This is a genomic window from uncultured Cyclobacterium sp., from assembly GCF_963977555.1.
In the GTDB taxonomy this organism is placed as follows: domain Bacteria; phylum Bacteroidota; class Bacteroidia; order Cytophagales; family Cyclobacteriaceae; genus Cyclobacterium.
On record NZ_CAXBPD010000004.1, the window covers coordinates 187,951 to 212,573 of the forward strand.

Here is a 24,623-nt window from a genome sequence, read left to right on the forward strand (position 1 = left end):
TAATGAACAGAGATCACCATCCAATTTTAACTATTCTAAAGATACGGAACCGACCGAAACATCTATCAAAAAGACCATGAGGTTTTCGGCGCCTTTACTATATCCCTTACTCACATAGGTTTTATCCGCAATTTTTTTCAGATTTAAAGGCACCTTGGTCCTACACATGGCAGTGGATTTGATCTTTACCAGGTAAGGCAAATCCTTTGGGGGTAGCTTTATATTTACGGTCCCAGCTCCCACCATAGTATGAATCTGAGAGGGGCCCGCCATGGTATCATTAAACGTTAAATTAACAGAACCATAGTTGACATCGAACATCAATAATTGGGCATTAGAAAATTGCAGGTCATTGGCATATACCGATCCCATATTGATAGCAACAGCTAGTGTATCCATACTTACCGTATTGGATACCTGACTGGCATAATCTAAAAAAACGTCTGCGGATGCAGTTTTGATAATGCAGTTTGAGACGGGAAGATTCGAAAAATCTAACCGGGCTTTACCTATTCCAAATTGAAAATGAAGATCGTAAAGGTAATTGGGGTCAAGCCCTACGTCCCATTTATGATCAAAATCATCATCCCCACTGGAAAATAACCTGTAGGAGAGATTTTTACTCAAACTTTCAGATTCTACATTCTTATGCTCAAGTGAGGCATGAAGTACTCCATCTATAAGGCTGTGTGAAAAGGAAGGAAGTATATTGACCTTACCTAACTCTGCATCTACAAACAATGGCACGCCATGATAGGAACGGTTTATATGTGCCGCTCCTTTATAACTGGAGAAATTAAGACTCACCAAATTAACGTCATTTTGTTCCTTAACTTCAAAATGACGCCGTATTTGCGCTTCTGAAGAAATGGCAACAAAAATGAGTAAACATATCGATATATTTAATTCCTTAAACATAGGGAATTAATACGATTGAAGACTGAAAAGGTTATCAAAAAGAAATGGCCAGAAGTAGGCCATTTCTTTTTAGAAAAATTCTTTAACTTTATCAAATATACTTTTCTCAGAATTCCCTGGATTCGGTTTAAAATTTTCGGAATCCCTAAGCGATTCCAATTTTTCTCTTTCTTCTGCACTCACTTCCTTAGGTGTCCATACATTTATATGAATTAGTTGGTCACCTTTCCCGTACCCATTAAGTTCTTTAATCCCTTTACCTTTCAGTCTAAGGATTTTCCCTGCTTGCGTACCCGCATCAATTTTTATTTTGACTTTGCCATCTATCGTAGGCACTTCTAAAGAGGTGCCAAGAGCAACATCAACAAAGCTCAGGTATAAATCATAGACAACATTATTGCCGTCTCTCACCAATTCACTGTCCTCAATCTCTTCAATAAGAATCAATAAATCCCCCGGTACACCACCAGGAATTTCATTCCCTTTGCTAGACAAGCTCAGTTGCATACCTTCCGAAACTCCCGCTGGTATATTTATTGGGATTATTTCTTCTTTCATTACCAAGCCGTTGGCATTGGCATTTGGTGGTCTTTTGTCAACAATCTGTCCACTTCCTTCGCAGGTTGGACAGGTGCTAGCTGAAACCATCTGACCCAGCATAGTATTGACCACTTTCTTTATTTGCCCTTGTCCCTGACAAGTCGAACAAGTTTTGAACGTAACACCATCTGCAATCATGTGACGCTTAACTTTAATTTTCTTCTCTACTCCATTAGCGAGTTCTTTTAAGTTAAGCTTTAATTTAACGCGAAGGTTGGTTCCTTTTCTGGTACGTCTGGAACTTCTTCCACCACCACCAAAAAATGAATCAAAGCCGCCGCCACCGCCACTGCCGAAGATGTCACCAAATTGTGAGAATATGTCATCCATATTCATTCCGCCACCACCGTAGCCACCATTGCCACTGACACCTTGATGACCAAATTTATCGTAACGTTGTCTCTTCTCCGGATTACTTAAAACCTCATATGCCTCCGCACCTTCCTTAAACTTGTCTTCAGAAGTGGGATCATCTGGATTTTTATCAGGATGAAATTTAATGGCCAATTTTCTGTAAGCCTTCTTTATTTCTTCAGGGCTGGCACTTTTTGCTATCCCCAGCACTTCGTAATAATCTCTCTTAGCCATAAGTTTTTAATTTCCTATTACCACTTTTGCAAATCGGACTACTTTTCCAGAAAGCATGTATCCTTTCTCTACAACATCTACAATTTTCCCCTTAAGGTCATCAGATGGAGCAGGAATTTGAGTGATTGCTTCGTGATATTCTGCGTCAAATTTCTTTCCTACCAAATCGTCCATTGGCTCCAAACCTCTAGACGATAATGTTTTACTCAATTTATTGTAAATCAGCATGCTGCCTTCCTGGTCATTACCTTCTATTTTAAATGACCTTTCAAAATCATCCAATACTGGTAAAATCTCTTGAATAAGGCTGATAGAAGCTGTACTAATCATTTCAAGCTTTTCCTTTGCTGTTCTTCTCCGAAAATTGTCAAATTCAGAGTATAACCTGACATATTTATCTTTCAGTTCGAGGTTTTCCTTTGCCAAACTGTCCGATGCATCCTCTATTCCCTCTACTTCTTCGTCCTTTGTCTCTCCTAAGGAATCTTTGTTCAGATCGTCTTCATTTTTAAGGTTTTCAACTGAATCTGTCTGATCCAGACCTTGTTCCTTTTCTTCATTCACTTTATCTGTCATTATTCAATTCGTTTATCAACAATCAATCTCTCCTAAACAATTAACTTGCCATACTGTAGAAATATGACATTCTGACATATTTACTGCAATGCCTTCCAAATCAAATCTTTAAGGGCTGGCAACTGAAAACCTGTAACCGATGAAAAATAAAGATGTGGAATTCCTTGAGGTATTTCGGGTTTCAATGCCTCCATGAGCTCCTTATCAAGCAAATCTGCTTTAGAGATGGCTAGGATTCGCTTTTTATCTAAAAGCTCGGGATTGTAACGTTTAATTTCATCTAATAAAATGGCGTATTGTTCACCAATATGCGCTGCATCTGCAGGCACCAAAAACAAAAGGATGGAGTTTCTCTCAATATGCCTAAGAAAACGAAGTCCCAGCCCTTTACCTTCAGCAGCTCCTTCTATTATACCAGGAATATCTGCCATCACAAAAGATTTTCCATCTCTATAGTCAACCACACCTAAATTAGGTATAAGTGTAGTAAAGGCATAGTCAGCAATTTCAGGCTTGGCAGCAGATACACTAGCCAGTAAAGTGGACTTCCCCGCATTAGGAAAGCCAACTAAGCCTACATCTGCCAAAAGTTTCAATTCCATGACAATCCATTCCTCTATACCTTCTTCCCCAGGCTGAGCATAATGCGGTGTTTGGTTGGTAGAAGTTTTGAAATGATCGTTTCCCTGGCCTCCTCTACCGCCTTTTGTCAGTATAAATTCCTGACCATGTTCGGTAATTTCGCACCTGAACTCACCCGTTTCTGCAACTTTTGCTACAGTTCCGATAGGGACCTCTAATACAACATCATGTCCATCTGAGCCCTTCCTTCTTCCACCTTCACCATTGTTCCCCTTGTCCGCGATGACATGCTTTTTGTATTTAAGATGAAGTAGTGTCCATAGTTGGGAATTTCCTCTCAGAATTATATGCCCTCCTCTTCCACCATCACCGCCATCAGGTCCCCCTTTAGGGACATGTTTTTCTCTTCTGAAATGTACTGACCCACTTCCCCCTGCTCCTGATCGGGAACAAAACTTTACGTAATCAATAAAATTGGATCCTGCCACTACTTATACAGTTTAATTAAGTGCTTAATTTTTTCATCCTTTAACATTCAACTTTTGGATGAAAAGAAAATGGCCAAGCTTGTAAGCTCAGCCATAAAATTATTATGCAAAGATAGTGATTAATACTTATCTACCACAGCACAAATTTTTTCGAAGATTTCATTTATGGCACCAACACCATGAATTCCGGATAACTTGCCCTGCTTTTCATAGAAGTTGGCAACAGGTAAGGTTTCCTCATTATATACCTTAATCCTATTTTTAATTTTTTCTTCATCCTGATCATCTGCCCTTCCGGAGGTTTTCCCTCTTTCCTTAAGGCGATTTTTCAATTCTTCCTCAGGGACTTCCAATGCTATCATGCCAGAGATCGCTGTTCCTTTCTTAGTCAACAATTCATCAAGTGCTTCAGCTTGCGCTACAGTACGAGGGAAACCATCAAATATAACCCCATTTGCATCCAATGAATGGTTGATTTTATCTTCTACCATCCCAATTACCACTTCGTCTGGCACAAGATTTCCTTCATCCATGTATTTGCGGGCCAACTTTCCCAATGCTGTACCTTCACCCAAATGTTTTCTGAATAAGTCTCCAGTGGATATGTGTTCAATATTGTATTTCTCTATCAACTTTTCACTTTGGGTCCCTTTACCAGCTCCGGGAGGGCCAAACAAAACGATATTTAACATAAGTGTAATTTTAATATAAATTAAGTGTTAATTTTTCTCAACAATTTGGTGAATGTCTTTCAGGTTTCTCCCTAGCCCTTGATAATCCAAGCCATAACCCACTACAAATAGATCAGGAATTTCGAAACCAATGTACTTGACCTTAATTGGCTCCTTCAATGCCTCTGGCTTAATAAGGAGACTGACCACTTCTACACTGCGTGGTTCCTCATTGTTAATTATTTCCAATAGGTGAGCCATACTTACACCAGTATCCACAATATCTTCCACAATTATTACATCTTTATCTTTAAGAGATTCATCCAAGCCGATCAATTCCCTTACTTTCCCATCAGATTTCAAACCAGAATACGAAGCCATTTTAATAAAACTGACAGACATGTCTACTGAAATTTCCTTACAAATATCAGACATAAACATAAAACTACCGTTTAAAACTGCTAAAAAAATGGGTTTTTTTGCCTGATAATCTATATTTAATGAGTTGGAAAGCTCTTTTACCCTATTTAAAATGACTTTTTCACTAAGATATGGTTCAAAAAATAAGTTTTTTAACTTAATCATTCCTACAAGTAAGTTTCCTAGGTGATGGATAACGATTAAAAATATTCCCCCTCCAAATAAGTGAAAAATCACATCCCTTACAAATATCGCAATAAATATTGATACAATTTAAACATACTCTCCATATCTGAAATGGCCACCTTCTCAATAGGCGTATGCGGATTTTCCTGAGGAATACCTATAAAGCACCAATCAATTGCATAAGGACTCAGCTGAATCTCCCTCCCATCACTTCCCCCATAGGACTCTACTTCCAGCTGAAAAGGAATACCCGAATCCCTGGCAAAGGCTATAATTTTATTTACAAACGTTTTTCGGGGTATGAAGCTATCTCTCATTGATATTACAGCACCTTTATCAAAGTGAACTCCTTCAGTAACCCAAGTAACATCGGCTATTAAGGCATTCTTCACTTGCCAATTTTCATATATAAATCTAATGAGAAAAGGAACTGAACCTCCCCCATGCTCTTCGTAAGTGCTAAAAACCAGTATTCCATCTTCTAAAGTTTCGCATATTCCTAATAAGGTGTATATCCCTATCCTATTGTCCAAATGTGCTGCTTGTAGCCACCCGTTTTCTATAGTAATGTCTTGCTCGAATGAAAGAAGGGTTCCCGTTTGAATTTTTCTTGGGAAATCATGAAAAACATTTCCATTGATTTCTTTTGCCATACATCTTATAGGTCCCGCTTCGTCCCTACCGCTTAACCAAACGCCATCGAGAAGTTCGGGGCCACCGATAGGCACAAGTTGATTTTCATACCTTGCTGTAAAACCGACCGTATCCATGTGCGCAAACACTGCTGTTCTCGGCTTCCCAAAGACCAGAATAATATTGTCATGAAAACCTTCCCCACAGTGGATTTCAGGAGTGACTTTCCAAGTAGATTTTTTTTCTAAAATATATTGAAGAATAAAAGCTGAAATCCTAGATTCATCACCTGAGACGCTATCTAAGTGGAGAATTTCTTTTAATAATTTTGTGAATGGCATAGTTTATGTTAATTATTTTTCTAAATTTCGGGATCAAATTAGTTTTTATTGAAACAATTGAGATAGATGTTTAAAGTTCCCGTAAATTAATATACATTTGTATCATAAACCGAGTAAAAATCTAATAGCAATCAAAATCATTTAAAACACTGAATGTTGTAAAAAATTTTTTATCATGAAAAAAATAATACTATCAACACTACTAGTTGGTGCTTTAGCTGTAGGTGCTAATGCTCAAGACGACTTCAACAAATGGTCTGTAGAGGTTAACGGAGGATTCAACAAACCAATGGCTCCTATGACGCCAGGTTATTTCTCTCCTACGTTAAACCTTGGTCATGCCGATCTTGGGGTCAGGTACATGTTTAATGAAAAATTTGGAACCAAATTAGATTTTGGTTTCGGTAGCTTTAAAAATGCTGCTGACACTCCTGATTTTTCTACGAATTACTACCGTTTGAACCTACAAGGAGTTGCCAACATTGGCAGAATAATGAACTGGGAGACCTTTTCTCAAACTTTCAACCTTTTGGGTCACTTTGGTGGCGGTATAAGCCAGCTTACCCCTCAGGAAAACATGTTTGCTGACGAAAAAGACATGCAGTACAATATGATTACTGGGATGACTTTACAAGTTAAATTGAGTGATCGAATTGCCCTTACTGGAGATGTATCAAATTTCGTTGCAGGTCGTCAATCTGTAGCTTTTGATGGAGCATCTGACATTACACCAGCTACTGACAATGGTTATTACGGAATGAACTCTGTATGGTGGACTGGTACCTTGGGTCTTACTTTCTACCTAGGTGGAAGTGATACACATGCGGATTGGTACATTAGAGAGAGCAAATACGCTACTAAAGACGAGTTGGCTACTCAGATCGGTGAGATCAAAGACATGCTGAAAGACTCTGATGGAGACGGCGTTCCAGATTACTTAGATCAAGAGCCTAACACTCCTGCAGGAGCAAGAGTTAACTCTCATGGTGTAACTATGGATTCTGATGGTGATGGTCTTCCTGATCATTTAGACAAATGTCCATTCGTTCCAGGTCCTGCATCTCTTGAAGGTTGTGCACCTGAAGATACTGAAGAGGTTGATTACTTAGCAAAATCTATAAACGATCAATATGTAAACGTTTATTTTGCTTTTGACAGTTCTAAACCACTTGGATATTCTGCTTCTTCTGCCAACTATGTTGCTAACTTCTTGAAAAGAAACCCTGGTGTTCAGGTAGAAATCAAAGGTTATGCTGATGAGTTAGGACCTGAAGATTATAACATGAAACTTTCTGAAAAAAGAGCGAAATCTGTTTATGATCTAATTATTTCTACAGGAGTTGATGCATCTAGACTTTCTTACAAAGGATATGGTGAAGATACTAGCGTAGACAAATCTTCTACAGATGCCAGACAAATGGCAAGAAGAGTAAGTTTTGAGATCCAATAAATAGGCATCTTTCATAATAATTAAAACCCGATCTTAAAAGATCGGGTTTTTTTGTTTTAACTTTGTCCTACTATGTTTATTCTCAACCAAAACAACTCCATAGCCAATCACTACCTGGCTGAACTTAGAGACGTCCATGTTCAAAAAGACAGGATGCGTTTTAGAAAAAATCTAGAAAGATTAGGTGAAATCTTGGCTTATGAAGTATCCAAAAAACTCCCCTATTCTTCTTCCTCCGTTTCCAGCCCATTTGGTGAAGTAGAGACCCCACTAATCAAACACCAACCAGTAATCATTGCTGTATTAAGAGCTGCAGTCCCTTTTTACCAAGGTGTTTTAAATCTATTCGACCAATCAGACAGCGGATTTATTGGAGCTTATAGAAATGAAGAGGAGGATGGCATTGAGATAAGCTTAAACTATATGGCTGCCCCTGACCTTACGGGCAAAACCGTAATCATGGTGGACCCTATGCTGGCTACAGGAAAGTCTTTTTTAAAAAGCATACAGGCCTTAAAAGAAAATGGCATCCCCAGACAAATTGAGGTAGTAAGTGCCATTGCTGCTCCAGAAGGGATAAAGTATATCCAAGACAACTTAGACCTCCCGCACCGTTTCTGGATTGGGGCCGTAGACGATAAACTTAATCACCAATCTTACATTATCCCTGGGTTGGGGGATGCGGGAGACCTCGCTTTTGGTTCTAAAATTTAATATATTCTTTTAAAATGAGCTATTTAATATTAGCCGTAGGGTTTCTTATCCTATTATTAGGTGGGAAATTCCTTGTCGACGGTGCTTCTGCTATTGCTGCGAGATTAGGTTTAAGTCCTGGATTGATTGGACTCACTATTGTTGCTTTCGGAACTTCCGCTCCAGAGTTATTGGTGAGTGTAACAGCAGCATTAAAAGGTTCAAGTGATATCGCTATCGGAAATGTTATCGGCAGTAATATTTCCAATATCACACTCGTATTAGGAATTAGTGCTATAATATTCCCTATATATATACAGAAAAGCACACTTAAATTAGATTACCCATTTACTTTGATAAGTTCTGTCATGTTCTATATCATGGCATTTAATGGGTTAATTACTTTTTATGAGGGTATAATTTTATTCACCTGTTTCGTCGCACTTAACTGGTACTTTTTCAAAACAATAGAACGTGTAGAATTTTCTGAAGAGGAAGCAATCCAAATGAAAAAACAACCCCCTTGGTTAGCAGTCCTACAACTACTGGGAGGCGCTGCAGGTTTGTACTTTGGTTCAGAATTAGTAGTGGGAAATGCATCATTAATTGCAAGAAATTTCGGTGTAAGTGAAAGGATAATCGGTGTTACCATTATAGCAATTGGAACCAGTCTACCGGAATTGGTTACTTCAGTTTTAGCGGCCATAAAAAAAGAAACTGAAATGGCTCTGGGAAACATTTTAGGAAGTAATATAATGAATGTCTTCTCTATTATTGGGATCACAGCACTGATAAAACCAATTGATGTTGCTACCGATTTTATTTACACTGACTTTGTTTGGATGCTAGGCTTTACAGTCATCCTCCTACCCATTATGCGTATCAATTACAAAATATCTAGGTTAAACGGTGTTGCCTTAATTTTCGGCTATTTGCTATATATTTATTTCATTATCTCATGATTGAGTACCTTATTACCTTTGCAGGGATTTACTTCTTATGCCTTTTTAAATTTGTTGCAGGCCCACTTTTAGGGGCGGCGGCTGGTTATAGTATTCTTGAAATAGTTATAGTGACAGTCTCTGGAATGATGACATCAGTGGTGTTATTCACCTATTTAGGCGACTGGTTTATGCGAAATTGGAATGTCTTAATAAGTAAAAAGCCTAAAAGATTTACCAAAAGGACAAGAAACGTCATCAAGGTTTGGAAAAAATTCGGTATCTGGGGGATAGCCTTACTAACCCCTCTCATTTTGACACCAATTGGTGGCACAGTAGTACTTACATCTTTTGGCATTGCCAAGAAAAAAATCCTTTTAACCATGCTTGTAAGCGCATTGATATGGGCCTTTGTTTTCGGCTTAAGTGTAGAGGAACTATTAAAGATACCTTTCTTGAAGAATTTATTGACATAAAAAAAGGGCTTGAAATTCAAGCCCTTTTTTTATGTCATAATATTTTAATTTACAGAAATGACCTCTGCTTCAAAGCGAATAGGTGTAAATGGCTTGATAAGATCTATCTGCTCTCCTTTACTTACCAAATCTTCTCGAATAGCTGCTGGGAAAATTTGAATTGATTCGTCATAAGCATTAAATGAGGTAGACAATACTTCAATTTTCTGATCAGGCAGTACATCAATTAACGATTCATTCAAAAACGCTAAACCAGAATTCCCTATCGTAACGGAAATAGGTTGATTGCCCGTATAGGACTCGTATACTGGATCATCACTTCCCAATTCAAAAAGCTCAAAATCTACCGAAACATTGCTACCCAATTTAGACTTCGTTTTTGTATCGTCGCCCACGGTAATCGTTCTCACATAGACACCATCTTCAACCTCAGTAAAACCTTCTAGTTGTTCGGATGCGATATAATCAGTTATCATGTTCTCTTCACGTTGAATCAGTTCCTCTTTGGTGTATTTAGCAGCATACTTTAATTTAATCACCAAATTAGAAGAAGGGAGGATCAAGGCTTCGTAACCATAATTACCAAACGCGAGATAGGATGGAGTATAAACTGTTAATTCCTCCCCTACCTTTGCAAGACCAGAAGCATAAGTAATGGCTATTGGCCACAAGCCATCTTGGCTGTATTTAAATATCTTTGGCTCCTTTGTTTCGTCCATATGGGAATCAATCATTTGACCATCTATACTTTTAATTTCGTAGTACACTCCAATATAATCAGCATTAACAAATTGTTCGCCTTCTGGTTTTTCTACTGTTTTGGAATAATAATATCCTGATTGAGACTTAGTCGCAACAATGTTATTAGAGGCAATGTACTGTTCTAAAATAAGATCATCTCTTTCCATCGCTAATTCCAAATCCGATGGAGACTCATCAATACAAGAAGTCATTAAAATAATTAGGCCAAGTAGCCAGGTAAACTTGTTCGTTAAAATCATGGTCAATAATTAATTAAAATTTGGTTTGTTATTTATTTTTAAAATTGAAGTTCATTCTAAGGTTAACTCCCCCGATTGAAAACTGCTGGTCTGCAAAAGTAAGTCCACCTAATGGCAATTTATAAAAAGGCTCAAAGGAAAGGTAAAACTCTTTATTTAACTGGTACTCATAGCCAAACGAAAGGTTCAAAAGTCCAGCTACATCGGTATTGCTTTGCCCAGTTTCGGGAGTAAATACATTACTAAAGCTTTGAACTGAAGGCGTATATTCTAAAGCACCATTAATACTGTTTGCATTGAATAAGGACTGTGCCTGATAGGATTCTACTGTGTTCTGTTTTAAATACACCATGCTAGACAAGCCCGTAATTAAATACAAACCGGTCTGCTTCTTATCATAAAACTTATATTTTAAATTCACTGGAATATCTAGAGAGGCAAAGTTAAGCTGGTAATCTGTATCAATAATATTGCTATTGGATTTTAGACTTTCAGAAGCTGGAGCAGCATCCAGCATGAGGTTTATACTTTGATTATTTTGTGCGCCCATGCTTTGGTTAGCGTAGGCCAACCCCACATCTAATTTTAGTCTTCGGCTCAATGAGATTTCTGACATAATTCCAGCACCTAAATTCATCCCAGACACAGGATTTGAACTTGACTGAGGGCTCACCATTACTCCTAACTTAAAGGACTTTGGAATTTCAGAAACTTCTTTAGGTTCATTTTCAGCACTTGAGGATTTCCATGCATCCACTAAATTTTGGGCATCAGTCTGAGACATTGCCGTGGATTTCTCGGAAGTCCAATCTTTTTCTATGTTTGTCTTTCCTTCAAAATCATTAAAATGCTGAACAATATCTGCCTGAAATTTATCCCATTTATTCGTAAAGGACTTTAGAAATGATGGCGCTAAGTTTTGATCCTTTTCAGGAATGGTTAAAACAGGTTGCCTATTAATTCTACTAAGTCTCTCTCCTGAAGATTCATCAGACGTTGGATTGGGGACATCTCTTTGTTCCGTTTCTGCAATGGCTTTAGAATTGAATTCTGGTGTTAAAGCCTCTTCACTTTTTTTCTTTTCTTCTTTTTTGAAAAATGGCGCTTCCTCGCTAATCACAGCGTCGGCTATTGACTTTACCTTTTGGTCAATTTCTACATGTTTAGGAAAATAAAAGAAAAAGAACAACAAACTTGCCGCTATACCAGCAGTCATAAAAGGCCAATATATAAGCCAAGCTTTCTTTTTTGGCTTAAAATAAGCATCAGAAAACTTATCCCATTCTTTAGGGTCAAAAGGCTCCTCATGTTTGCTGAAGGAGGCTTTAATTTTCTCCGCCAGTTTCTTATCGAACTGCTCCTTCATTTTTTATTTGATTTAATGCGATAATTTTTTCTCTCAATCTCTCCTTTGCCCTGGCCAAATAAGTCCTACAGGTGCTTGATGGTATCCCTAGCTTTTCACTAATTTCGGCATGTTTATATCCTTCGATTTCATACATATTAAAAATGACTCTCAAAATATCAGGTAACTCCTCAAGGCAATTCAATATATCCTCCTTAGATAACTCCTCTATAATATCAGGGTCATAAGTCTCCGCATGTGCTTTATCAATATCCATTACTACCTGATGCTTTAGATTTTTTCGATAATAGTCAACGGAGGTATTTATTATAATCCTGCGGAACCAAGCCTTGAAGGAATTGTCTAAACAAAATTGATCTAGTTTATCAAAAGCCTTCATGTAACTGTCATTTACGATTTCGCATGCTTCCTCTCTATTACCCGAATACCTCAGCGCAATGCTCATAGCATAGCCATAAAAGTGCCTGTAAAGCCTTTCTAGAGATTTTTTATCTCGCTTTTGTGCTTCTTGTATGAGATCTTTCTCCAAAAGCTTCTGTTTTACTGGGTAGATTCAAAACCCATACGTTACCAAATCAAAAAACGCTACAATACTTGCTGAAATTTTATTTAATTCCGATTATTTATCTAAAAATCATTTCTACGAATTCGGGTACCAATTGAGTCCAGCCTTATTTATGGAATTGAAATGGTTGAAAATTAGCATCTTGAAACATTGTAATAGAATTACACATTATAAACAAAATCAAGGGCTGATGCGTGTATAGGTATAGCCTTTCCTATCGGTATCTCTCAGGAGCAGGTTAGGCCTTAACCTAAATATATATTGATACAAATCAGGAACAATACAAAGTCCTTTTGCATGATAAACTTAATCTGTCTATTTTTAATACCTATTAAATAACAATAATTGCAAATTTAGCGTTTAAATTGCTGATCATTTATGACTAAAGAAATGAAATATTTCCTATTGCTCGTTTTTCTTTTAGGCAGTTCTTTCCCTTTATTGGCGCAAGAGGAAGAATCTGGAGACTACGACTATGACAAAGAAGTTCTTTTTGGTATAAATAAAAACACCAATGGAGGATTGATTGGCGGCATTAGCTTAAAAATTGGATCTAGAATAGATGACAATCTATTTCAGTTTTTCAATTTAGAATTGGCCAATGTTAAAAACCCTAAAGAGGTCAGGTATCCAACTCCATTGGGTAACACCTATATTTTCGGAAAATCCAATTATCTCTATGCTATCCGGCCTCAGTATGGCAGGGAAATAATAACATTTAAAAAAGCGCCGCATCAAGGGGTACAAATTTCCCTCTTGACAGCCATTGGTCCTACCATTGGTCTTCTTGCTCCTTATTATATAGAATATGCAACTAGTCGAACCGAAACTAGGCGTGAGCCATATGATCCAACTGTACATCAAAGTATATTTAACATTCTAGGTCCAGGTAGGCTATTTGAAGGAATCGGGGAATCGGAAATTGCCTTTGGTGCAAATGCCAAAGCGGCTATTAATTTTGAATTTGGTTTTTTAAAGTCAAACGTAACAGGTCTGGAACTAGGCTACCAATTTGAGGGTTTTACCAAAGAGATTCCCTTAATGCCTACTACTGAGAACAGGCAGGTCTTCCAATCTGCCTATGTCACCCTTTACTATGGGTTTAGAAGGTAGAGAGTTAGGTACTCATTTGGGTTAACTCATATTAATGACTAATTTTGAACGGACTTAAAAACCCGATATGATAGAATTACCGGTAATTTCTGAAGAACAAACCAAAAGAAAAAAACCCAACTGGTTAAGGGTAAAACTACCTGTGGGAAAAGAATATGCGCATGTTCGCAAATTGGTGGACGAGCACAAACTGCATACCATATGTGAAAGTGGCAATTGTCCTAATATGGGAGAATGCTGGGGCGCTGGCACTGCCACCTTTATGATTTTGGGCAATGTATGTACCAGGTCATGCTCATTCTGCGCTGTAGCTACAGGCAGGCCTCCTGAGTACGATGAAGACGAACCTAGAAGGGTAGCGGAGGCCATAAAACTAATGCAGGTAAAACACGCTGTAATCACTTCTGTTAATAGAGATGAGCTTAAAGACAAAGGAGCAGACATTTGGTACAGAACAGTTGCTGAAACTAAAAAAAGCTCTCCTGAAACGACTATTGAGACGCTCATCCCAGATGTAAAGGGAAACTGGGAAGCATTGTATAGGATGATAAGTCCTGGACAAGAAGTAGTCTCTCACAATGTAGAGACTGTTGAAAGGCTCTACAGAAGAGTGCGCCCACAAGCCAAATACAATCGGTCTCTGGAGCAAATCAAGCTGACTAAGGAATATGGTAAACGTACGAAAACGGGTATAATGCTCGGCTTGGGAGAAACACAGGATGAAGTCCTTAAAGCCATGGATGATTTGGCTGCTCATGGTTGTGATATTTTAACATTGGGCCAGTACCTTCAGCCTACCAAAATGCACATCGAAGTTGCTGAATTTATACATCCAGACCAATTTGATGCCTACAGGGAAGAAGGACTGAAAAGAGGCTTAAAGTATGTAGAATCAGGACCGCTCGTTAGGTCTTCGTATCACGCAGAGAGACATGTTAATGTTTAACGATCTATCTTTCAATAATCCGGGGCTAAATGCATGTTATTTAGTCCTGGGTTAGGATTTTTTTAGGTATAAAAAAGAAAATGGCTAATTTTTTGTATCTTTTGACTGTCTATTACTTACCAATTAATTGGATTTTAAACCTGCATTAAAATGACTTTTACCAAATCATTACTATTAGTAATAATCTCCGCAGTATTTTTCAACTGTTCTTCTAAAACACTTGGTGGACTTACCAAGGAAGAGTACAAATCTTGGAAACAGCAGAAAAAGGAAATGAGCATTGAAGCTTTCAAGGCACTAGTAGAAGAAAAGGCTAAACTGGTACAAGAAAACTTTACACTGACAGAAAAATCAGCTCATCTTGAGCAAAAAATAACCAGTAAGGAAGACGAGATTGATCGATTGGCACGTCAAGTGATTAGCTTAAGTACCCAATCAAATCAAGCGTCTGAGGGTAATTTAGAATCCACCTCCGATGAATGGCAAACTGGTGTAGCATTTAAAGTACAGTTGGCTGCCTTCGATGAATTAGACCTGAGAGACCTTACTGAAAATGGAAGTGACCTGAAAATAATTGATGAAGATGGGTACATAAAATACGTTTTAGGTCAGTTTAGAGATTATAAAATGGCCGATCAGTTTAAGAAAAAGTTAAGAAGAATAGGTGTAAAGGAAGCTTGGATTGTTCCCTACAAAGATGGCAAGAGAGTAGCGCTTAAGGAAGTTCTCTCCGAGGCAATCGACTAAACGGTAAGGAACTCAATTCATGGACTTTAAGTAAATCATTCAATTTTTATTAGAATTATTAAGGTGCATTTTTAGTTGAATCGCCTGTTTGTTTTGTAATTTACACCCCATGGACTTTAGATGGAAACATAAAAACAAGGCAAATTCCGAATTAGTTGAACACCTTAGCAATGAAATCAACGTTAACCCAACATTGGCAAACGTATTGGTGAATCGCGGTATTGGCGATTTCCAACAAGCAAAAGATTTTTTCCGTCCAGATTTAGACAAGCTTCATGATCCTTTCCTGATGAAGGATATGGACGCAGCTGTACAGCGACTACACCAAGCCATAGAGAACAACGAGAAAATCCTTGTCTATGGCGATTACGATGTGGATGGCACCACTTCAGTAGCCTTATTTTATAGCTTCATTAAATCATTTTATGACAATGTAGCTTTTTATATACCTGACAGGTATAAGGAAGGTTATGGCATTTCTGAAAAAGGGGTTCATTTTGCTGCAGAAAACAATTTCAGCCTTGTCGTATCACTAGACTGTGGGATCAAGGCCATGGAAAAAATCGCATTGGCCAATGATTTAGGTGTGGATTTCATTATTTGCGACCACCATACACCCGGTGAAACACTTCCCAAAGCCATTGCCGTTTTAGACCCAAAAAGAAAAGACTGCCCCTATCCATTCAAAGAATTAAGCGGTTGCGGCGTGGGTTTCAAGCTTGTCCAGGCCTACACTACATTTTCAGGTAAAAACGAAGTCAATTTATATGCTTTCCTAGACTTATTGGTGATTAGTATTGCTTCTGACATCGTTCCTATCTCAGGGGAAAATAGAATTCTAGCCTATTTCGGGCTTGAAAGATTGAACAATAAACCAAGACCCGGAATTAAAGCCCTCATACTTAAAGGGAAATTAGAAAAAGACATTACCATTACAGATATTGTTTTCAAAATTGGGCCTAGAATTAATGCTTCGGGAAGATTGGAACATGCCAAGGCATCTGTAGAGCTGCTGATTTCAAAAGACCTGGACGAAGCAATCAGAAGAGCAGAACTTGTAGAGGATGTCAATGCTGCTCGAAAGAATTTTGATGAAAATATTACCAGGGAAGCATTGGAAATGATCGAAACCAGGGAACTGGAGGGGGATTTCAAAAGCACTGTCTTATTTAAGGAAGACTGGCACAAAGGAGTTATTGGTATCGTGGCCTCAAGATGTATAGAAAAGTACTATAGACCTACAATCATACTCACTGAGTCAAACAACAAAGCTACTGGCAGTGCTCGATCTGTAATAGATTTCAATATCTATGATGCCATTGAAGAATGTAGTGACTTATTGGAGCAGTTTGGTGGACACAAATATGCGGCAGGGTTAACGCTTTCGGTTGATAATGTTCCGGCCTTCCAGGCAAAATTTGAAGCGGTAGTGAGTGAAAGGGTTAGTGAAATACACATGAAACCAATTCTAGAGGTGGATGATGAATTGATACTGGATCAAATCAATTATAAATTTTACAATATATTAAAGCAAATGACTCCTTTCGGCCCAGGGAATCCTGAACCCGTTTTTTGCGCTAACCAAGTTTTTGCAGAAAATGTTCGTGTTTTAAAGGACAAACACCTGCGATTTGAACTCATTCAGGATGGGCAAAGCACCAGGCCAATTTGTATCGGATTCGGTTTTGCAGCGTATTACGAGTTATTAAATAGTAAAATGCGTTTTAACATCGCATTTGAAATTAGAGAAAATACGTTTAGAAATACCAGTAGTTTGCAGCTTTACGTAAAGGATATCAAATTTGACTAACCATGATATTAAAAGCAGAGCATTTAATAAAGATATACAAGAAAAAGAAAGTAGTAAACGATATTTCCGTTGAAGTAGGTCAGGGAGAAATTGTAGGGCTTTTGGGACCAAATGGTGCTGGAAAAACCACCTCATTTTACATGATAGTGGGGCTGGTAAAGCCAAACGGAGGTACTGTCTATCTGGACAACCAAGACATCACGCCGCTACCCATGTACAAAAGAGCTAAATTAGGTATTGGTTACCTTGCACAAGAAGCCTCAGTTTTCAGAAAGCTAACGGTGGAAGAAAACATAATGGCTGTTTTGGAAATGAGTAATACCCCTAAGAAAGAGCAGAAGGAAAAGGTAGAAGAATTACTTGAAGAGTTTAGCCTCACTCATGTGAGAAAAAACCTAGGAATGGTGTTATCAGGCGGTGAAAGAAGAAGGACAGAAATTGCCAGAGCTTTATCTGTGGATCCAAAATTTGTATTACTTGACGAACCGTTTGCTGGGGTAGATCCTATTGCTGTGGAAGAAATACAAACCATTGTGGCCAAGCTAAAAAACAAAAACATAGGCATACTCATCACTGACCACAATGTGAATGAAACCTTATCTATTACCGACCGTGCCTACCTAATGTTTGAGGGAAAACTCTTAAAAGCAGGAACAGCAGAAGAGCTCGCCGCAGATGAGCAAGTAAGAAAAGTTTATCTGGGTAAAAATTTCGAGCTGAAAAGGAAAATTTAAAACGGACCGAACCTCCACTATGGAATTGATCAATACTTTCATGACCTGGATCCTAAAGAATCGCATAGGCCAGATCGAAAAATTCAAAAATAACCCGCTAGAAACCCAAAGAGAAATTCTTTTCAAGCTGATACATACAGCCAAAAGAACTGAATTTGGGAAAAAGTATAATTTTGAGAAAATTTCCGCATACGAAGATTACAATCAGTGGGTACCTGTACACGACTATGAAGCCCTAAAGCCCTATATAGAACAAACCATGAAAGGCCAGCAAAATGTGATCTGGCCAACACCTATTCATTGGTTTTCCAAATCCTCTGGTACCACTTCTTCGAGGAGCAAATTCATCCCTGTTTCTCCCGAAAGCCTGGAAGATTGCCATTTTAAGGGTGGCAAAGACATGCTTTCTCTATACATCAATAATTATCCTGAGACAAAATTATTTACAGGTAAAAGCCTGACCATAGGAGGAAGCCTTCAAACCAACAATCTTGATTATAATGACGACAGTTTCTCTGGAGACATCTCTGCTGTCATCATGAGAAACCTACCCAAATGGGCCCAAATGGCCAGAACTCCTAGTCTTGAAGTGGCTTTAATGAGTGAGTGGGAGAATAAAATAGACAAGATGGCTGACGAAACCATAAAAGAAAATGTTACCAGCCTAACCGGAGTTCCTACATGGACGATGGTATTGATAAAAAAAGTTCTTGAAAAAACCGACAGCAAAAACATTTTAGAGGTTTGGCCTAACTTGGAAGTCTTCTTTCATGGTGCCGTAGCTTTTGGCCCCTATAAAAATATCTTTGAAAGCCTTATTCCTTCTCCAAATATGCATTATATGGAGACTTATAATGCCTCTGAGGGATTTTTCGGTATTAAAGACCAAAAAGATTCAGATGAGTTGCTTTTAATGCTAGACTATGGGATTTTTTATGAATTCATCCCGATGGAAGAAATAGAAAGGGAGCACCCTAATATCATCCCCCTTGACAAAGTGAAGGAAGGTAAAAACTACGCCTTGCTGATATCTACAAATGCAGGTCTTTGGAGATATAAAATCGGTGACACCGTGAAGTTCACTTCTACAAATCCTTATAGAATTAAAATAAGTGGGCGAACCAAACATTTTATCAATGCCTTTGGGGAAGAATTGATCGTGGAAAATGCGGAAAAAGCGATGGAGATCACCTGCAAAGCTACCGGCGCCGCCATCAGCAACTTTACGGCGGCACCTGTGTATTTTGGTGAAAATCATGAGCAAGGTACACATGAATGGATCATTGAGTTCGTTAAGTTGCCTACTAACAAAGACGATTTTCTCCAAAGGTTAGATCAGGAATTAAAGAATGTAAATTCCGACTATGAAGCCAAACGGTACAAGGACATGGTCTTGAAACTACCGATTCTTCATTTTGCTTCTGAAGGAATATTTGAAAAATGGCTCAAATCAAAGGGACGCTTGGGTGGCCAAAACAAAGTTCCTAGACTTTCTAACAACCGAGAACACATTGATGAAATCCTGAAGTTTCTATAAACGCCGGTTAAAGCTTAGCTTATTAGCCACAAACGGTTACAGATTAAACGAAAAATAATCATTGATTTAGCCCACATTTCTACTTCACAAATGCCGCTACTGCCATTGGTTGAATAAACCAAATAAGATTCTATTTTTGGGATAGATAGAAGTGCAAAACAGATAGCGATTAATCCTGAAATTTTGCTGAATATCAGTCAAAAATGGCCTCCACTTCTCGGATTTGAGGAATGAAAAAAACAAGAAGTATTTATCCACATTTCGAACATGTTATCCACATGCCTATAATAATAACCCCTAAATTCCTTATTATAAGCACATTAACGTTTATTAGAAACTGACGAAATTGTGGAAAACTTGAAAAAACAATATTATTTACAAAATAATCTAAGCCCAATGGGTGGATAACCATGTGTTCAGAATTTTATTTTAAAAGCTTCCATTTACTCCTTACTTTTAGCAGCTTCCCAGTAAGCATCCATTTCTTCCAAACTCATTTCAGACAAGGTTTTACCAGAGGATTTCACCTCATTTTCCAAGTATTGAAACCTGAATATAAATTTTCTATTTGTCCTCTCCAATGCCTCTTCCGGATTAACCCCAATAAACCTTGAATAGTTAATCAAGGAAAACATCAGGTCTCCAAATTCTTTCGTCGCTTCTTCCTTATTTACTGGCTGTTCATTTGTGGCATCAAAATTTTCACGAAACTCTGCCAATTCCTCTTCTACTTTTTCCCAAACCTGATGCTTTTCCTCCCAATCAAATCCTACCCCCCTGGCTTTTTCTTGGATACGCATGGCTTTTATCAAAGCGGGCAATGACTTCGGCACTCCTCCAAGTACACTAGTATTTCCTTTTTCTTTAAGCTTGATTTTTTCCCAATTTTGTTTTACCTCTTCTTCATCTTCAACATTCGTATCTCCATAAATATGAGGGTGTCTTCTAATCAATTTTTCATTAAGCTGCTCGATTACCTTTGCAATATCAAAAGCACCTTTTTCATCTCCTATACGCGCATAAAAAACGATGTGCAATAAAATGTCCCCCAGTTCTTTACTTATTTCTTCTAAATCATTGTCCAATATAGCATCCGAAAGCTCAAAAGTTTCTTCGATTGTCAAATGCCTTAAGCTCTCAATGGTTTGTTTTTTATCCCACGGGCATTTTTCACGGAGTTCATCCATGATCGTCAATAGTTGGTCAAAGGCTGCAAGTTGCTTTTTTCTTTTGTCTGGATTAATCATAAAAAGAGAGGAAACTTATATTTCGGTATGAACGTTTTGAAAGTAATACGTAAATTTGCAGAAATAAAATTGATATGACAACCGTATATTTAACATTGGCATTCGTGGCATTATTTTTCATTTTGATGTCTGTGAGGTTAATTTTCCTAAAAAACGGACAATTCAAAGGAACATGCGCCTCTCAAAATCCCTATCTAAATAAGACAGGAGAAACTTGTGGCTATTGTGGCAAAAAAGTAGATGACGCAAGTTCTTGCGGAAATCCCGACAATGAAGTTGACAAGGTGATGGCAAAATTCAAATAACCATATCCACCAAATACTAATTTTTATAACCTTCCATTAAATTCTTTAAATGGCATTAATTAAATCGATTTCCGGTATTAGAGGAACTATTGGCGGAAAACCTGGTGAGGGACTTTCTCCTTTAGACATAGTGAAATTTTCAGCAGCCTATGGGGCGTGGGTTTTAGAAAACTCACCCAATAAGAAAATTGTTTTGGGCAGAGATGCCAGAATCTCTGGAGAAATGGTTTCCCAATTGGTAGCCAGCACCCTTCAAGGTTTAGGACTACATGTAATAGACCTGGGACTAAGCACTACCCCCACGGTAGAATTAGCCGTACCAAGAGAAAATGCAGGTGGTGGAATCATCATTACAGCCAGCCATAATCCTATTCAATGGAATGCGCTTAAGCTTCTCAACGCTCAAGGGGAATTTATTTCGGACATTGAGGGTAAAGAAGTACTGGACAAAGCTGAAAAAGGAGATTTCACTTTTGCAGAAGTACGCAAACTTGGGAAATATACCCAAAGAGAAGATTATCTTGATATCCACATTCAACATGTGCTCGATTTGGCACTAGTGGACAAAGAAGCCATCGCTGCTAGAAAATTCAAAGTAGTCATCGATTGCGTGAATTCATCCGGAGGTCTAGTAGTTCCAAAGTTACTCACCGCACTAGGAGTGGAAGTAATTGAAGAAATGTATTGCGAACCAAACGGTGATTTTCCTCACAACCCTGAACCTTTGCCTGAACACCTTAGGGACATTTCCTTGAAGTTGGAAAATGGAAATTTCGACCTCGGTATAGTTGTGGACCCAGATGTTGACCGACTTGCATTTTTAAATGAAGACGGCAGCTTTTTCGGGGAGGAATATACCCTCGTTGCTGTAGCTGATTATGTATTGTCTCATCAGAAAGGAAACACCGTTTCTAATCTTAGTTCAACAAGAGCGCTTAGAGACGTAACTGAACGCCGTGGGGGAGAATACCACGCCTCTGCAGTGGGCGAGGTAAATGTAGTCACCAAAATGAAAGAGACAAATGCAATAATAGGTGGTGAAGGCAATGGAGGAGTAATTTATCCTGAGTCTCATTATGGAAGAGATGCATTGGTAGGCATTGGATTATTCCTTACTCACTTAGCGAAATTCGGCAAGTCAGCCAGTAGATTAAGGGCTACTTATCCAGGCTATTTTATCTCAAAAAACAAAATTGAGCTTACACCTACTATCAATGTAGACAGCATCCTGGAAAAAATTCAACGCAAATATCAAAATTACCCTGTCAATACTATTGATGGCGTAAAAATAGAATTTGAAAAAGAATGGGTTCACCTTAGAAAATCTAATACCGAACCAATTATTCGAATTTATTCAGAATCAGGGACATCTGCTACGGCCGATCATTTGGCAAATAAAATTATCTTAGACATCAAAGAAATAATCTCGGAGTAATAATTTCTGATTATTTTATTCTGTATGACAATGAAATCAGCACCTATATATTTTGACAACGCCGCGACCACTCCAATGGATGAACGGGTGCTTGAAGAAATGTTGCCCTATTTTAAAAATAATTTTGGCAACCCTTCTTCTGTTCATAGTCATGGCCGAAATGCAAGAGAAACCTTAGAAAAAGCCAGAAAAAAAATTGCAAGTCTTCTAAATACCAGCCCTGGAGAAATCGTTTTTACCTCAGGAGGAACTGAAGCCGACAACACAGCTATATGTGGTGCCATTGAAACTTATCGCATAAAGCATATCATCACCTCTCCTATTGAGCATCATGCTGTTTTGCATGTAGTAGAACATGAGGTAAAAGAAAAAAACATCCGGCTAAGTTTACTTGAATGTGATGCTGAAGGAAATCTAAATATGGATCAGCTTGCCTTACTGTTAGAAAAAGAGCCTAATAGTTTGGTTAGCCTAATGCATGGCAATAATGAAATTGGAAACTTAAACGATATTGAAAGAATAGCTGCCTTGTGTAAACAGCATGGCAGCTATTTTCATTCTGATACTGTACAGACTATGGGACATTACCCCATAGACTTGAAAGCCCTTCCCATTCATTCCCTCTCCGGATCTGCGCATAAGTTTCATGGCCCTAAAGGAGTTGGATTTATCTATATTAATAAAACAAAAAAAATAAATCCATTCCTACTTGGTGGTGGGCAAGAAAGAAACAATAGAGGGGGTACGGAAAATATTGCTGGGATAATTGCCATGGCCAAAGCACTTGAATTGGCGTTGGACGAACAAGATTCGCATACAATGGAAATTATTCAACTAAAAACTTATCTTAAAAGTGAATTGGAAAAAAACATTCCTGGTGTTGCTTTCAATGGGCTGTCTGGTAACCTTGATAAGAGCTTATATACCGTACTTAATGTAAGTTTCCCTCCTTCAGATAACAATCAAGGTATGTTATTATTCCATCTTGACCTGGAAGGGGTTTCAGCTTCGGGAGGCTCTGCCTGCTCAAGTGGCGCCCGTCTTGGCTCGCATGTTCTAAATGCGTTAGGAGCAGATCCTTCAAGAGAAAACGTCAGGTTTTCACTCAGCAGATTCAATACTAAAGCTGAAATAGACCAGGTAGTAAAAATACTAGCCGGCTTGTACCAGGCTTAGTAATCCGTCTTATTGCAGCTAAAAATAGCTATAACCTGATGAGTGCCTGTATAAAACCCAATTGAATGTGCTGGTTTAAAAAGGTAACTTTGCCAAGTCTACGTTTCCTCCAGATAAAATAATCCCCACTTTCTGCCCTTCAAATAAGCTTCTGTTTTTTAGCACTACCGCCAAAGGCACAGCACAACTCGGTTCTATCACAATTTTCATTCGCTCATAGATCAGCTTCATTGCCTCAATGATTTCGGCATCACTCACAGTTAATATGTCGTGGACATGTTTAGAGATAATGTCAAAATTTATTTCTCCGAGAGAAGTCAAAAGACCATCAGCAATCGTTTTCGGCTTTTCCATAGGGATTCTATATCCTGCGATAAAGGACCTTCTGGCGTCATCTGCTCCTTCAGGTTCTGCACCTATGACCTTGGTATTAGGAGAATAAAAACTTGTCGCCAAAGCAGTACCTGCCAATAATCCGCCTCCACCCACAGGCGTCAACAAGGCATCAAGTAAATAGCCAGCATCAGATATTTCCATTGCGCAGGTAGCTTGCCCCTCTATAACATCAAGATGTTCATAAGGAGGAATAAATATCGCCCCAAATCCCTTCACCACATCCTTCAATCCTTCTTCCCTTGCCTGAAGATTAGGTTCACATTCGATTACTATTCCACCATACCCTTTTACGGCCTGCTTTTTCACTTCAGGGGCATTGGATGGCATCACAATATAGGCTGGAATTTTTGTGACCTGAGCGGCACGTGCCAGAGCTGCCGCATGGTTACCAGAAGAATGCGTTGCAACACCTTTTTCACGTTTTTTTTCAGGCAATTTAAGGACAGCATTGGCAGCACCTCTTGCTTTAAAAGCACCTACCTTTTGAAAATTTTCACACTTAAAAAACAAACTACATCCTGCCATTTGATTAATGGCAACAGAATGCAATACCGGTGTTCGGTGAACCATATGATCGATTCTTTCTCTTGCATCTCTGATACTTATAGATGAAATATTTGGGCGAGTCTCCATATATCAAAATTGCATATATTCTTATTCATAGACAATAAAACAAGCTTGT

At 38.3% G+C, this 24,623-nt stretch carries 25 protein-coding genes; 13 read left to right on the forward strand and 12 right to left on the reverse strand.

The features are described 5' to 3' along the window. Positions 1 to 30: 30 nt before the first annotated feature. From AAC073_RS06470 to AAC073_RS06500, 7 genes are all read right to left on the reverse strand, one after another. On the reverse strand, positions 31 to 918 hold the full coding sequence (locus tag AAC073_RS06470; protein WP_339923032.1) for a hypothetical protein: 888 nt from the start codon (positions 916 to 918) through the stop codon (positions 31 to 33). Between the two features lie 69 nt (positions 919 to 987). Further along, on the reverse strand, positions 988 to 2,106 hold the full coding sequence (gene dnaJ / locus AAC073_RS06475; protein ID WP_339923033.1) for a molecular chaperone DnaJ: 1,119 nt from the start codon (positions 2,104 to 2,106) through the stop codon (positions 988 to 990). A 6-nt stretch (positions 2,107 to 2,112) separates the two neighbouring features. Beyond that, the gene (locus AAC073_RS06480) at positions 2,113 to 2,682 is read right to left on the reverse strand and encodes a nucleotide exchange factor GrpE (RefSeq protein ID WP_339923034.1); all 570 of its coding nucleotides are present in this window, start codon (positions 2,680 to 2,682) and stop codon (positions 2,113 to 2,115) included. An 80-nt stretch (positions 2,683 to 2,762) separates the two neighbouring features. Continuing rightward, positions 2,763 to 3,752: a GTPase ObgE gene (gene obgE / locus AAC073_RS06485; RefSeq protein WP_339923035.1), complete on the reverse strand. Its 990-nt coding sequence runs from the start codon at positions 3,750 to 3,752 to the stop codon at positions 2,763 to 2,765. Positions 3,753 to 3,871: 119 nt separating this feature from the next. Continuing rightward, the gene (locus tag AAC073_RS06490) at positions 3,872 to 4,444 is read right to left on the reverse strand and encodes an adenylate kinase (protein WP_339923036.1); all 573 of its coding nucleotides are present in this window, start codon (positions 4,442 to 4,444) and stop codon (positions 3,872 to 3,874) included. Positions 4,445 to 4,471: 27 nt separating this feature from the next. Further along, on the reverse strand, positions 4,472 to 5,008 hold the full coding sequence (gene hpt, locus AAC073_RS06495; RefSeq protein WP_339923037.1) for a hypoxanthine phosphoribosyltransferase: 537 nt from the start codon (positions 5,006 to 5,008) through the stop codon (positions 4,472 to 4,474). Positions 5,009 to 5,085: 77 nt separating this feature from the next. After that, the gene (locus AAC073_RS06500; RefSeq protein ID WP_339923038.1) at positions 5,086 to 6,003 is read right to left on the reverse strand and encodes an aminopeptidase; all 918 of its coding nucleotides are present in this window, start codon (positions 6,001 to 6,003) and stop codon (positions 5,086 to 5,088) included. A gap of 175 nt (positions 6,004 to 6,178) precedes the next feature. Here AAC073_RS06500 and AAC073_RS06505 point away from each other — a divergent pair, with 175 nt between their 5' ends. The 4 genes from AAC073_RS06505 (at position 6,179) to AAC073_RS06520 (ending at position 9,563) form a co-directional block, all read left to right on the forward strand. Further along, complete coding sequence (locus AAC073_RS06505; protein WP_339923039.1) at positions 6,179 to 7,453, forward strand: OmpA family protein; 1,275 nt, start codon at positions 6,179 to 6,181, stop codon at positions 7,451 to 7,453. 72 nt (positions 7,454 to 7,525) lie between these two features. Next, positions 7,526 to 8,167: a uracil phosphoribosyltransferase gene (upp, locus tag AAC073_RS06510; RefSeq protein WP_339923040.1), complete on the forward strand. Its 642-nt coding sequence runs from the start codon at positions 7,526 to 7,528 to the stop codon at positions 8,165 to 8,167. A 14-nt stretch (positions 8,168 to 8,181) separates the two neighbouring features. Then, on the forward strand, positions 8,182 to 9,108 hold the full coding sequence (locus AAC073_RS06515; RefSeq protein WP_339923041.1) for a calcium/sodium antiporter: 927 nt from the start codon (positions 8,182 to 8,184) through the stop codon (positions 9,106 to 9,108). Next, positions 9,105 to 9,563: a hypothetical protein gene (locus tag AAC073_RS06520; RefSeq protein WP_339923042.1), complete on the forward strand. Its 459-nt coding sequence runs from the start codon at positions 9,105 to 9,107 to the stop codon at positions 9,561 to 9,563. The genes AAC073_RS06515 and AAC073_RS06520 overlap by 4 nt, the downstream gene beginning before the upstream one ends. A gap of 44 nt (positions 9,564 to 9,607) precedes the next feature. Here AAC073_RS06520 and AAC073_RS06525 read toward each other — a convergent pair whose 3' ends face one another. From AAC073_RS06525 to AAC073_RS06535, 3 genes are read right to left on the reverse strand one after another with little or no spacing between them, the layout of a single operon-like run. Next, positions 9,608 to 10,564 carry a hypothetical protein gene (locus AAC073_RS06525; RefSeq protein WP_339923043.1) on the reverse strand — a complete coding sequence of 319 codons (957 nt, stop codon included), beginning with the start codon at positions 10,562 to 10,564 and terminating at the stop codon, positions 9,608 to 9,610. 28 nt (positions 10,565 to 10,592) lie between these two features. Further along, entirely contained in the window at positions 10,593 to 11,930 is a 1,338-nt protein-coding gene (locus AAC073_RS06530; protein ID WP_339923044.1) for an outer membrane beta-barrel protein, read from the reverse strand. Further along, complete coding sequence (locus AAC073_RS06535) at positions 11,911 to 12,459, reverse strand: RNA polymerase sigma factor (RefSeq protein WP_339923045.1); 549 nt, start codon at positions 12,457 to 12,459, stop codon at positions 11,911 to 11,913. Before AAC073_RS06535 ends, AAC073_RS06530 begins: the two co-directional genes overlap by 20 nt. A gap of 414 nt (positions 12,460 to 12,873) precedes the next feature. On the opposite strand from AAC073_RS06535, the gene AAC073_RS06540 reads away from it, so the two are divergent. The 6 genes from AAC073_RS06540 to AAC073_RS06565 all read left to right on the forward strand — a co-directional run bounded on the left by AAC073_RS06540 (position 12,874) and on the right by AAC073_RS06565 (position 19,382). Further along, on the forward strand, positions 12,874 to 13,608 hold the full coding sequence (locus AAC073_RS06540) for a hypothetical protein (RefSeq protein ID WP_339923046.1): 735 nt from the start codon (positions 12,874 to 12,876) through the stop codon (positions 13,606 to 13,608). Between the two features lie 67 nt (positions 13,609 to 13,675). Beyond that, complete coding sequence (lipA, locus tag AAC073_RS06545) at positions 13,676 to 14,554, forward strand: lipoyl synthase (protein ID WP_339923047.1); 879 nt, start codon at positions 13,676 to 13,678, stop codon at positions 14,552 to 14,554. 150 nt (positions 14,555 to 14,704) lie between these two features. After that, complete coding sequence (locus AAC073_RS06550; protein WP_339923048.1) at positions 14,705 to 15,301, forward strand: SPOR domain-containing protein; 597 nt, start codon at positions 14,705 to 14,707, stop codon at positions 15,299 to 15,301. Positions 15,302 to 15,410: 109 nt separating this feature from the next. After that, positions 15,411 to 17,111 (forward strand): single-stranded-DNA-specific exonuclease RecJ, encoded by a 1,701-nt coding sequence (gene recJ / locus AAC073_RS06555; protein ID WP_339923049.1) that lies wholly within the window; start codon positions 15,411 to 15,413, stop codon positions 17,109 to 17,111. Between the two features lie 2 nt (positions 17,112 to 17,113). Beyond that, positions 17,114 to 17,845, forward strand: coding sequence for an LPS export ABC transporter ATP-binding protein (gene lptB / locus AAC073_RS06560; protein WP_339923050.1), 732 nt, complete (start codon positions 17,114 to 17,116; stop codon positions 17,843 to 17,845). 19 nt (positions 17,846 to 17,864) lie between these two features. Then, a complete protein-coding gene (locus AAC073_RS06565; RefSeq protein WP_339923051.1) occupies positions 17,865 to 19,382 on the forward strand; it encodes a GH3 auxin-responsive promoter family protein in 1,518 nt (505 codons plus the stop codon). A 443-nt stretch (positions 19,383 to 19,825) separates the two neighbouring features. On the opposite strand, the gene mazG is transcribed toward AAC073_RS06565, so the two are convergent. Next, a complete protein-coding gene (mazG, locus tag AAC073_RS06570) occupies positions 19,826 to 20,629 on the reverse strand; it encodes a nucleoside triphosphate pyrophosphohydrolase (protein ID WP_339923052.1) in 804 nt (267 codons plus the stop codon). 74 nt (positions 20,630 to 20,703) lie between these two features. On the opposite strand from mazG, the gene AAC073_RS06575 reads away from it, so the two are divergent. The 3 genes from AAC073_RS06575 to AAC073_RS06585 are packed head-to-tail and all read left to right on the forward strand — an operon-like array spanning position 20,704 to position 23,545. Continuing rightward, positions 20,704 to 20,934, forward strand: coding sequence for a hypothetical protein (locus tag AAC073_RS06575; protein ID WP_040415269.1), 231 nt, complete (start codon positions 20,704 to 20,706; stop codon positions 20,932 to 20,934). 49 nt (positions 20,935 to 20,983) lie between these two features. Continuing rightward, entirely contained in the window at positions 20,984 to 22,369 is a 1,386-nt protein-coding gene (glmM, locus tag AAC073_RS06580; RefSeq protein WP_339923053.1) for a phosphoglucosamine mutase, read from the forward strand. Between the two features lie 24 nt (positions 22,370 to 22,393). Beyond that, the gene (locus tag AAC073_RS06585) at positions 22,394 to 23,545 is read left to right on the forward strand and encodes a cysteine desulfurase family protein (protein WP_339923054.1); all 1,152 of its coding nucleotides are present in this window, start codon (positions 22,394 to 22,396) and stop codon (positions 23,543 to 23,545) included. A 75-nt stretch (positions 23,546 to 23,620) separates the two neighbouring features. Here AAC073_RS06585 and AAC073_RS06590 read toward each other — a convergent pair whose 3' ends face one another. Then, positions 23,621 to 24,574: a pyridoxal-phosphate dependent enzyme gene (locus AAC073_RS06590; protein ID WP_339923055.1), complete on the reverse strand. Its 954-nt coding sequence runs from the start codon at positions 24,572 to 24,574 to the stop codon at positions 23,621 to 23,623. Between the last annotated feature and the right edge of the window lie 49 nt (positions 24,575 to 24,623).